This is a genomic window from Amycolatopsis sp. NPDC006131, from assembly GCF_040614175.1.
GTDB classification, from domain to species: domain Bacteria; phylum Actinomycetota; class Actinomycetes; order Mycobacteriales; family Pseudonocardiaceae; genus Amycolatopsis_E; species Amycolatopsis_E tucumanensis.
Map to the genome: position 1 here is coordinate 1 of NZ_JBEXTX010000071.1, position 10,316 is coordinate 10,316.

The window sequence follows — 10,316 nt, forward strand, 5'->3', positions numbered from 1 at the left end:
GGCCGCAAGGCTGGCATGTCCGGCCGCCGGAGAGAGCCTGGGTTGCGGCCCTGGCTCAAGGTGATCGTTGCGTGTCAGGCGACGGGATGACCACCCAGCTTCGTTTGGTTCAAAGACAACCGCCGCTTTCAGCGGCCTAGGTAGCCGCCCATCTTTTGGAAGTACTCGGTGGCTGCCAGCTCTGTGCCGTCTTCCAGTCGTACCTGTTCGATGACCAGGCCGTGGTTCTTGCCGAACCTGGCGTCCGCGCCGGCGACGATCACCACTCCGTCGCCTTCGGGGATGAAGATCCGGCCGGGTGTGCCGCCGTACCGTCCCTTCGAGACGGACGCCTTCGTGATCCGGATGGTCTGTCCCTTGTGGGTGGTGAAGGCGTTCGGGTACGGGTCGGACTGGGCGCGGATCAGGCGATCGATGTCCTCGGCGGGCCAGGTCCAGTCGATGCGACTGTCCTCGATGGACCGCTTGTGGAAGAAGCTCGCCTTTGAACGGTCCTGGGGAACCGGCTCGTAATTCCCCGATTCGAGCTTTGCCAGGGCTTCCGAGACGACCGGTTCGATGAGGTCCACCGTGCGGTGGAACAGGTCCGTCACCGTGTCACGAGGGCCGACCTCGACGGATCGTTGCAGGATGATGTCGCCCGCGTCCAGCTCGTCGTTCATCATGTGCGCGGTCACGCCCACCTCCTTCTCCCCGTTGATCAGCGCCCAGATCAACGGCGAGAAACCGGCGTATGCGGGCAACAGCGAATCGTGCACGTTGAGGGTGCCCCGGGGCGGCAGGTTGAAGATCTCCGGCGGCAGCCAGGTGCGCCAGTTGTTCGCGACGATGATCTCCGGGTCCGCCTCCTTGAGCGCGGCCGTCACGTCGTCGTCGGGGCGGTTGCGTTCGATCACCGGAACACCGTTCTCCCTGGCGAGATCCGCGACCGAGTCGGACCAGATCTTCTCGTAGGCGTGGTCGCTCTTCGGGTGTGTCACGACGAGCACCACCTCGTGACCGGCGTCCAGCAGTGCACGCAGCGTGCGGTGCCCCCACGTCTGGTAGCCGAACATCGCGACCCGCATCGGTCCTCCTCGTTCCGGGATCAACATCACGCCCGAATGTAGTAGTTAAGCCTCCCCTAACTTAGGTTAGGGTTGCCTCGGTTGTACATCTACGGATAGGACGGGCATGCCAGAACCGCAGGAAGTTCCGGTCTACGACCTGGTCGGGGTCGGCTTCGGCCCTTCGAATCTCGCACTGGCGATCGCCGTCACCGAGCACAACGCCGGCGGCGGGGAGGCGGTCACCGCGCACTTCCTCGAGCGTCAGCCGCGGTTCGGCTGGCACCGGGGGATGTTGCTGGACAACGCCACGATGCAGGTGTCGTTCCTCAAGGACCTCGTCACCATGCGCAATCCGGCCAGCGAGTTCAGCTTCCTGTCCTACCTGCACAGTCAGGGGCGCCTCGTCGACTTCATCAACCACAAGAACCTCTTCCCGCTGCGGATCGAGTTCCACGACTACCTGGAGTGGTCGGCGGCGAAGGTCGACGACCTCGTCTCCTACGACCGCGAAGTCGCCGGGATCACGCCGGTTCCGGGCGAGGAATCGTTGTTCGACGTGCGGACCACGGACGGGCAGGTGCTGCGTGCCCGCAACGTCGTGTTCGGCACCGGGCTGCGGCCCAACCTCCCCGAGGGTGTCACGGTCAGTGACCGGATCTGGCACAACCACCAGCTGCTGCACCGCATCGACAAGGTGTCCGACCCCGAGCGGTGCATCGTCGTCGGCGCCGGGCAGAGCGCCGCGGAGGTCGCCGCGTTCCTGCACGACAAGTTCCCGCGCGCCGAGGTGTGCTCGGTGTTCGCCCGCTACGGCTACAGCCCATCGGACGACAGCTCGTTCGCGAACCGGATCTTCGACCCGGAAGCGGTCGACGCGTTCTACACCGCGCCGGAGGACGTCAAGCGCCGCCTGATGGACTACCACGGCAACACCAACTACTCGGCCGTCGACCTCGACCTCATCGACGACCTGTACCGCCGCGTCTACCGCGAGAAGGTGCAGGGCGTGCAGCGGCTGCGGATCTTCAACGCCTGCCGCCCCATCGACGTCACCGAAACCGAGTCCGGCGTCCGGATGGCCATCGAATCCCTGACCACCGGCGAGAAGACCGTGCTGGACGCGGACCTCGTCGTCTACTCCACCGGATACCGTCCGGCCGATCCGACGTCGCTGCTCGGCGAGCTGGCCGCCAAGTGCCGCCGCGACGAGCAGGGCCGCCTGCGGATCGAGCGCGACTACCGGCTCGTCACCCCGGACGTGAAGGCCGGGCTCTACCTGCAGGGCGGGACCGAGCACTCGCACGGCATCACCTCGTCCCTGCTCTCGAACACCGCGGTGCGGGTCGGCGAAATCCTGCGCTCGATCCTCGACCGCAGGGAACCGTCGTTGGACTGGCCTGCCGAGTACGCGGTCAGTGGTGTGAAAGCCGAGGAGTGGGCGTGACCGAGTACGACGTCGAGGAAACCGGCTCGGTGGCTGAGCCACTGAGCCTTGTGACCAGACTGGCGCGCGCCGGGTTCGACGACTACGTCGTCTACGAACGCGACGGCGTGTGGACGTTCGCCGGCGGTGCGCTCGCGACGGTGTCGCTCGACGCCGAGCGAGTGCGCATCTCGTACGGCGACGAGGTGACCGATCGTGCGTGGACCGGGTCGCCGGGCGAGGCGATGCGGTCGGCGCTCGCGGAGCTGCCGGTGACGGGGTGGAACGCCTACGGTCGCGTGCACTTCTCGTTCGCCGGGCTGGTGCCGGGGCTTGGGCTGCGCGGCGCCGTGCCGCCGCCCGGTGAGGTGGTGCGGGTGATCGTGCCGCGCACCGAGGTGCGGCTGGACGGGCAGTCCGTCCGCATCCGCGGGGTGGACGCGGGCGAGCGGGCACGGGTGCGGGAGATCCTCGAAGCGTCCATCGAGGCCGACACGCCGCGTGCCGCCGAGGTGGACATCCGCGCGGGCGGCGAGAGCTACCGCGAGCGGGTCGCCCAGGCGGTCAAGGAGATCCGGCAGGGGCAGTACCAGAAGGTGATCCTGTCGCGGGTCGTGCGGATCCCGTTCCCGGCGGACCTGGTCGCGACCTACGAACTGGGGCGGCGCGGCAACACCCCCGCCCGGTCGTTCCTGCTGCGGTTGAACGGCGCCGAGGCGGCCGGGTTCAGCCCGGAGATCGTCGTGTCGGTCGACGGGAGCGGGCGGGTCACGACGCAGCCGCTGGCCGGGACGCGTGCGTTCGGGCGGGGCAGCGAGGCGGACGCGGCCGCGCGGGCCGAGCTCGAGTCGGACCCCAAGGAGGTGTTCGAGCACGCCGTGTCGGTGCGGACCGCGCAGGAGGAGATGCGGCGGGTGTGCGTGCCGGAATCGGTGCGGGTCGGGGATTTCATGGGCATCAAGGAGCGGGGCAGCGTGCAGCACCTGGCTTCGCTGGTGAACGGGGACCTCGCGGACGGCCGGTCGGCGTGGGACGCGCTGGAGGCGGTGTTCCCGGCGGTGACGGCGTCCGGCATTCCCAAGCGCGAGTCGCTCGACGCGATCTCCCGGATGGACGACCCGCGCGGGTTGTACAGCGGCGCGGTGATAGCGCTTTCCGAGGACGGATCACTGGACGCGGCGCTGGTGCTGCGGGCGGTGTACCAGGAGGGCGCGCAGGCGTGGCTGCGCGCGGGCGCGGGGATCGTCGCGGACTCCACGCCGGAACGCGAGTTCGAGGAGACGTGCGAGAAGCTGGGCTCGGTGGCGCCGTTCGTGGTGCGGGCCTGAGCTGGTTTTCGACGGCCCCGGGCGGCGCCCGGGGCCGTCGCGCGTTCAGCGGCGGCGCCAGAGGAGCCAGCCGAGGTAGGCGCCACCGAGCGCGGCGGTCGCCACGCCCACCGGGAGCGTCGACGCCCCGGCGACCCGCTGGGCGGCGAAGTCCGCGACCAGCACCAGCAACGCGCCCATCCAGGCGGCCGGGAGGATGCCCGCGCCGGCGGCCCGGGTGAGCCGTTTCGCCAGCTGGGGCGCGGTGAGGGACACGAAGGCGATCGGCCCGGCGGCGGCGGTCGCGATGGCGCACGCCGCGGTGCCGACGATCAGCAGGTACACGCGGCTGCGCTCGACCCGCACGCCGAGCGCGGCCGCGGCGTCGTCGCCCATCTCGAGCATGTCGAGGCGGCGGGCGCCCGCGAGCAGCAGCGGGATCAACACGACCAGGGCGATCACCAGCGGCCAGAACTGGGTCCAGCCGAGGTTGTTGAGGCTGCCGGTGAGCCAGACGGTCGCGCGGGCGACGTCGGCGATCTGGGCGTTGACGATCAGGTAGAAGTTGATCGCCTGGAGGATCGCGCTGATGCCGATGCCGACCAGGACCAGCCGGGAGCCGCGGACGCCGCGCTGCCAGGCGAGGACGTACACGGCGATGGCGGTGACCAGCCCGCCGGCGAGCGCGCCGCCGGAGACGGCCAGGGTGCCGCCGCCGGAGAGCAGGATGACCAGCAGGCCGCCGGTGGTGGCGCCGTAGTTGAAGCCGATGATGTCCGGGCTGCCGAGCGGGTTGCGGGACAGGCTCTGGAACACCGCGCCGCTCATGCCGAGCGCGGCGCCGACGGCCAGCGCGATGAGCACCCGGGGCAGGCGGAGGTCGAGCACGGCGAAGTTCGTGATGCGGCTGCCGTTGCCGAGCAGGGTGCGGACGACGTCGAGCGGCGCGACGGAAATCGACCCGGTGCCGAGGGCGAGCACCCCGAAGCCGAGGATCGCGACCGCGAGCCCGACGCAGACGATCACCGAGCGGCGTGCTGCCGTGCGGGTCCTGGTGAGCGTCTTCGTCATGAGCGGGCCGCCTTCGTGCGGCGCACCAGTGCGATGAACAGCGGCGCCCCGAGCAGGGCGGTCACCACCCCGACGTCGATCTCCTCCTTGGCGATCACCCGTCCCAGCACGTCGGCCAGCAACAGCAGCGCCGGGGCCAGCAGGGCGCAGTAGGGCAGCACCCAACGCTGGTCCGGTCCGGTGATCGCGCGGACCATGTGCGGCACCGCCAGCCCGACGAACACCAGCGGCCCCACCGCCGCCGTCGCGGCGCCGGCCAGCAGCGTGACCGCCAGGAGGGTCAGCCCGCGCGTCCGGCCGAGGTGGGCGCCCAGCGACTTGCCCGCCTCGTCGCCGAGGGCGAGCGCGTTCAGCGGCCGAGCCAGGAACAACGCGAGCACCACGCCGACCGCCAGGAACGGCAGCACCCGCACCAGGGTGCCGCCGTCGGCGCGCTCCAGCGAACCGACCGTCCAGAACCGCATCTGGTCCAGCGTCTGGGTGTCGAGCAGCGTCATCGCCTGGGTCAGACCGGTCAGCGCGGCCGACACCGCGGTCCCGGCGAGCGCGAGCCGCACCGGTGACGTGCCGCCCCGGCCGGCGATCACGTACAACACGAAACCCGCGACGGCCGCGCCCAGGAACGCGAACCAGACGAACGCCCGCAGGTCGGTCACGCCGAGCACGCCAACGGACAACGCGGCCGCCGTCGCCGCGCCCGCGTTGATGCCCAGCAGCCCCGGGTCGGCGAGGGGGTTGCGGGTCAGCGCCTGCATCAGCGCCCCCGCCACGCCGAGCGACGCGCCGACCGCGATGCCGATCAACGTCCGCGGCACCCGGATCGACCAGACCACATAGGACGAATCGGAGCCGTCGCGGTGGAACAACGCGTCGACGACCGTCCCGAGTGGAATGGACCGCGCGCCGACCGCGATGCTCAGCAACGCGATCGCCACGAGGACCACCAGCGCGACGACCAGGCCGGCCGCCCGGGACGGCGCCGCCAGGCGCGGGGCAGGCGCTTGACGGGGCGTCGCCCGGGAGGCGGCTCGGGTGGATCCACCGGTGCTCACGGGTGTTCTCCAGGTGCGGGGCGGGCAAAGTGCTTGGGGCGGCCGGCGCTGGCGCGGCGTGGGCCGGCGCCGCAGCTGTTGGTGCTGGCGCGGCGGGGGCCGGTGTTGGCGCGGCTGCTGGTGCTGACGTGGCGTGGACTGGCGTGGGTGTCGCGGCTGTTGGTGCTGGTGCGGTGGGGGCTGGCGTGGGCGGCGCTGGTGATCCGGCGCGGCCGGACCCCGGCGCCGCGATTGCCGGTGCTTGCCGGGTGTGGGTCGGCGTGGGTGCCGCGGCTGCTGGTGCTTACCCGGCGTGGGCCGCCGTCGGTACCGCTGTCGCCGGTGCTCACGCGGCGTGGGTCAACCTCGGCACCGCGTTCGCCAGCGCTCACGCGGCGCGGGTCAACCTCGGCACCGCGAACGCCAGCGCTCACCCGGCGCGAGTCAACCTCGGCGCACCGATCGCCAGCGCTCACCCGGCTATCCGCTTGGCGAGCGCGACCTTCGACACCTTCCCGACCTTCGTCAGCGGGAAACTGTCCAGCACCTCCAGCCGGTCGGGCAGCTTGTACGCCGCCACGCCGCGCTCCCTCAGGAAGGCCGTCACCTCGCGCAGGGTCGGCGCCTCCCCGCGCACCACCAGGAACGCGCACGTCCGCTCGCCCATCACCTCGTCCGGCATCCCGACCACCGCGGCGTCGTGCACGGCCGGGTGCGCCAGCAGGTGGTTCTCCAGCTCCTCGGCCGGGATCTTCTCGCCACCGCGGTTGATCTGGTCCTTGATCCGCCCCTCGACGACCAGGTGCCCGGACGGCAGCGCACGCACCACATCCCCGCTGCGGTAGAACCCGTCGGGCGTGAACGAGCGCGCGTTGTGCTGCTCCGCCCGGTAGTAGCCACGCAGCGTGTACGGCCCGCGGGTCAGCAGCTCGCCGCTTTCGCCGGGTGCCACCGGGTCGCCCTCTTCGTCGACCACGAGCACTTCGTCCGCCGGGCACAGCGGGCGGCCCTGCGTGGTGATCTTCAGCTCGTCCGGATCGTCCAGCCGGGTGAAGTTCAGCAGTCCCTCGGCCATCCCGAAGACCTGCTGCAGATCGCAGCCGAGCGTCGAGCGCACCCGGGAAGCGGGCTCCGCGTTGAACTTCGCGCCACCCACTTGGAGCAATTGCAGGCTGGACAGGTCCTCGTCCATGAACTCGGTCGCGTCCATCCACAACAGTGCGACCGGCGGCACCACCGCGGCCACCGTGACGCGCTCCCGCTCGATCAGCTCGAACGCCGTGTCCGCACTGGGATCCGGCGCCAGCACCACCGTGCCACCGGCGGCCATCGCGCCGAGCAGCCCCGGCGAAGCCAGCGCGAAGTTGTGCGCCGCGGGCAACGCCACCAGGTACCGCGTGTCCGCCGAAAAACCGGAGACCTCCGCGCTCGCCCGCGCGTTGTAGAGGTAGTCCTGGTGCGTCCGCGGGATCAGCTTGGGCGTGCCGGTCGTCCCGCCGGAGAGCAGGAACAACGCCACGTCGGAAGGATCTGGCGAAGGCAACGGGACCGGCGCGGCGGTCGGCAGCGGCTGGAACTCCGCGGGCTCGCCGACGACGAACACCTGCCGCACCGACGGCACCGCCTTCTGCACCGTCCGCGCCAGCTCGCGGTAGTCGTACCCGGCGTCGTCGGTGTCCGCGACGACGTACGCGACCGCTTCGCTCAGCTCGCACAGCGGCACGATCTCGCTCTCCCGGTGCGCGGGCAGCGCCAGCACCGGCAGCACCCCGGCGCGCAGGAAAGCGAAGAACAGAGCCACGAACTCAGGCACGTTCGGCAGCTGCACCACGACGCGCTCGCCCGGCCGCAGCCCCGCCGACACCAGCCCGGCCGCCAGGCGCGAGGCCCACGCGTCGAGTTCGGCGTAGCTCCAGCGCGCCCCATCGGCGGCGACGAGCGCGACCCGGTCGCCGTGCGCCGCCGCGCCCTCGGTCAGCAGGACGTCGAGCGACTGTCCGGTCCAGTAGCCTTCGGCGCGGTACTTCGCCGCCAGTTCCTCGGGCCAGGGCACACAGCCGTGCAACATCGTCAGCTCCCTCGATCGCGCGAACTTAGGTTAGGCTAGCCGACGTTACGAAGGGAAGGTGCTCGTGCGGCTCGGGGAAATGGTCATCGACGTCACGCCGCTACGGAGCGCATCCGCGTACCGGCTCGTCTTCGCCGCGCAGACACTCACCGTGCTGACGACGGCGCTCACCAACGTCGCCATCAACCTGCACGTCTACCAGGTGACCGGGTCGTCGGTCCAGGTCGGACTGGTCAGTCTGGTGTTCGGCATCGCGTTGCTCGGCGGGTTGCTCGCGGGCGGGGTGATGGCCGACCGGGTCGACCGGCGCCGCCTCATCCTCACCACGCGGGCGGTCGTCGCGGTCGTGCTCGGCGGGCTGGCGGTCAACGCCGCGATCCCGCACCCGATGCTGTGGTTCGTCTACGTCGCCGCGATCCTCGCCGGCGCGATCAACGGCCTGGGCGGTTCGGCGCTGATGGCGGCGATCCCGTCGCTGGTCAAGCCGGAACACCTGACCGCGGCCGGCGCCCTGATCACGGTCACCAGCCAGTTCGGCGCGATGGTCGGCCCGACGGTCGCCGGTGTGATCGCGGCCGGTCCCGGCGTCGCCGCGTGCTTCGCGATCGACGCGCTCGGCTACGTCGCCGCGGTCCTGCTCATGTGGCGGCTGCCCGAGCTGCGGGCAGGCAAGCCGGACGAGGACCACCAGCACCCGTTCCACGCGATCGCCGAGGGTTTCCGCTTCCTGCGGCGCAACGCGGTCGTACGCGGGCTGCTCGTGATCGACCTGTGGGCGATGCTCTTCGCGATGCCGTACGCGCTCTTCCCGCAGATGGGCACGGAAGTCTTCGGCGGCGGCCCGTCCGCGGTCGGCCTGCTCTACACCGCACCCGCCGTCGGCGCGTTCATCGGCGCGCTGGTCAGCGGCTGGACCGGCCGGATCCGCCACAGCGGCCGCGCGTTGATCGGGTCGGTCCTGTTGTGGGGCTTGGGGGTCACGGCGTTCGGCCTGTCCGGCGAGCTGTGGCTGGGGTTGTTGTTCCTGGCGATCGCGGGTGTCGGCGACACGACCTCGGAGATCCTGCGCCGCGCGCTGCTGCAGCACCACACGCCCGACCACCTGCAGGGCCGGGTCAGCAGCCTGTGGCTCGCGCAGGCCACGACGGGCCCGGCCGTCGGCAACGCCGAAGCGGGCCTGGCCGCGCGGCTGCTCGGTCCGGCGGGCGGAATCGTGGCCGGCGGGATCGTGTGCGTGCTCGGCGTCTGCCTGGTCGCGGTGACCATGCCCGGACTGCGCCGGGCCAGCCTGCAAGGAGAACCATGCCACTCGCCGACGTCAACGGCATGAAGATCAACTACGACGACCTCGGCTCGGGCGATCCGGTGGTGCTGGTGATGGGCACCGCGGCGAACGGCCGGGTGTGGCACCTGCACCAGGTGCCCGCGCTCGTCGACGCCGGCTACCGCGCGATCACCTTCGACAACCGCGGGATCTCACCCGCCGAGCCGGGTTTCACGATCGACGACCTGGTCGCCGACACCGCGGGCCTGATCGAGCACCTCGGCCTCGGCCCGTGCCGCCTGGTCGGCACGTCGATGGGCGCGCAGGTGGTCACCGAGCTGATGCTCGCGCGCCCCGAACTGGTCAGCCAGGCCGTGCTGATGGCCACCCGCGGCCGTCCGGACGCGATGCGCGCGGCGATGGGCGCGGCGGAGAAGGAGTTGCGGGACAGCGAGATCGCGCTGCCCGCGAAGTACGAGGCCGTCACGCGGGCAGTGCAGAATCTCTCACCCCGCACGCTGAACGACGACGCGGCGGTCGCGGACTGGCTGGACATCTTCGAGATGTCGCCGACCCTGTGGACGCCCGGCCTGCGCGCGCAACTCGACCTCGACATCACCGAGAGCCGCCTGGACGCCTACCGCGCGATCGACGTCCCCTGCCTGGTCATCGGGTTCGCCGACGACCTCCGCCTGCCCGCGTACCTCGCGCGCGAGGTCGCCGACGCGATCCCGTCCGCGCGGTACCTGGAAATCGCGGACGCCGGGCACTACGGATATCTGGAGCGCCCCGACGTGGTCAACGACGCTCTTGTCACCTTTTTCGCCGCTGGACACTCTTAGTATCGCCTTACTAAGGTAAGCCTCAGTTGACCTGACGGCACTGGAGGCTTGTGGTGACGAACCCCTTCGACGACGACAACGGGCGCTTCTACGCGCTGGTCAACGACGAGGGCCAGTACTCGCTGTGGCCCACCTTCGCCGAGGTGCCCGCGGGCTGGCGGATCGTCTTCGGGGAGGACAGCCGCCAGGCGTGCCTGGACCACATCGAGGCCAACTGGACCGACATGCGACCGCGCAGCCTGGTCGAGAGCGAGTCCTGAG

General features: G+C 70.9%; 9 protein-coding genes. 5 read left to right on the top strand and 4 right to left on the bottom strand.

What is annotated here, in order from left to right; translation table 11 throughout:
* Window positions 1-128: 128 nt before the first annotated feature.
* Window positions 129-1,067 carry a methionyl-tRNA formyltransferase gene (locus ABZ215_RS29355; protein WP_354953199.1) on the bottom strand — a complete coding sequence of 313 codons (939 nt, stop codon included), beginning with the start codon at window positions 1,065-1,067 and terminating at the stop codon, window positions 129-131.
* A gap of 106 nt (window positions 1,068-1,173) precedes the next feature.
* Between ABZ215_RS29355 and ABZ215_RS29360 the strand changes: the two genes are divergently transcribed.
* Both ABZ215_RS29360 and ABZ215_RS29365 read left to right on the top strand, forming a co-directional pair.
* Window positions 1,174-2,493: a SidA/IucD/PvdA family monooxygenase gene (locus ABZ215_RS29360; protein WP_354953201.1), complete on the top strand. Its 1,320-nt coding sequence runs from the start codon at window positions 1,174-1,176 to the stop codon at window positions 2,491-2,493.
* Window positions 2,490-3,800 carry a salicylate synthase gene (locus tag ABZ215_RS29365; protein WP_354953203.1) on the top strand — a complete coding sequence of 437 codons (1,311 nt, stop codon included), beginning with the start codon at window positions 2,490-2,492 and terminating at the stop codon, window positions 3,798-3,800. The genes ABZ215_RS29360 and ABZ215_RS29365 overlap by 4 nt, the downstream gene beginning before the upstream one ends.
* Window positions 3,801-3,845: 45 nt before the next feature.
* On the opposite strand, the gene ABZ215_RS29370 is transcribed toward ABZ215_RS29365, so the two are convergent.
* From ABZ215_RS29370 to ABZ215_RS29380, 3 genes are all read right to left on the bottom strand, one after another.
* Complete coding sequence (locus ABZ215_RS29370) at window positions 3,846-4,850, bottom strand: iron chelate uptake ABC transporter family permease subunit (protein ID WP_354710940.1); 1,005 nt, start codon at window positions 4,848-4,850, stop codon at window positions 3,846-3,848.
* A complete protein-coding gene (locus ABZ215_RS29375) occupies window positions 4,847-5,836 on the bottom strand; it encodes an iron chelate uptake ABC transporter family permease subunit (RefSeq protein WP_157358504.1) in 990 nt (329 codons plus the stop codon). The genes ABZ215_RS29370 and ABZ215_RS29375 overlap by 4 nt, the downstream gene beginning before the upstream one ends.
* 517 nt (window positions 5,837-6,353) lie before the next feature.
* Window positions 6,354-7,949, bottom strand: a complete 1,596-nt coding sequence (locus ABZ215_RS29380) for an AMP-binding protein (RefSeq protein WP_354953204.1) — start codon at window positions 7,947-7,949, stop codon at window positions 6,354-6,356.
* A gap of 64 nt (window positions 7,950-8,013) precedes the next feature.
* On the opposite strand from ABZ215_RS29380, the gene entS reads away from it, so the two are divergent.
* Genes entS through ABZ215_RS29395 form a run of 3 tightly spaced genes read left to right on the top strand, consistent with a single transcriptional unit; the run spans window position 8,014 to window position 10,315 of the window.
* A complete protein-coding gene (gene entS / locus ABZ215_RS29385) occupies window positions 8,014-9,279 on the top strand; it encodes an enterobactin transporter EntS (RefSeq protein ID WP_354953206.1) in 1,266 nt (421 codons plus the stop codon).
* Entirely contained in the window at window positions 9,252-10,055 is an 804-nt protein-coding gene (locus ABZ215_RS29390) for an alpha/beta hydrolase (RefSeq protein ID WP_237338080.1), read from the top strand. Before entS ends, ABZ215_RS29390 begins: the two co-directional genes overlap by 28 nt.
* 53 nt (window positions 10,056-10,108) lie before the next feature.
* Window positions 10,109-10,315 (top strand): MbtH family protein, encoded by a 207-nt coding sequence (locus ABZ215_RS29395; RefSeq protein WP_191245338.1) that lies wholly within the window; start codon window positions 10,109-10,111, stop codon window positions 10,313-10,315.
* Window position 10,316 lies beyond the last annotated feature (1 nt).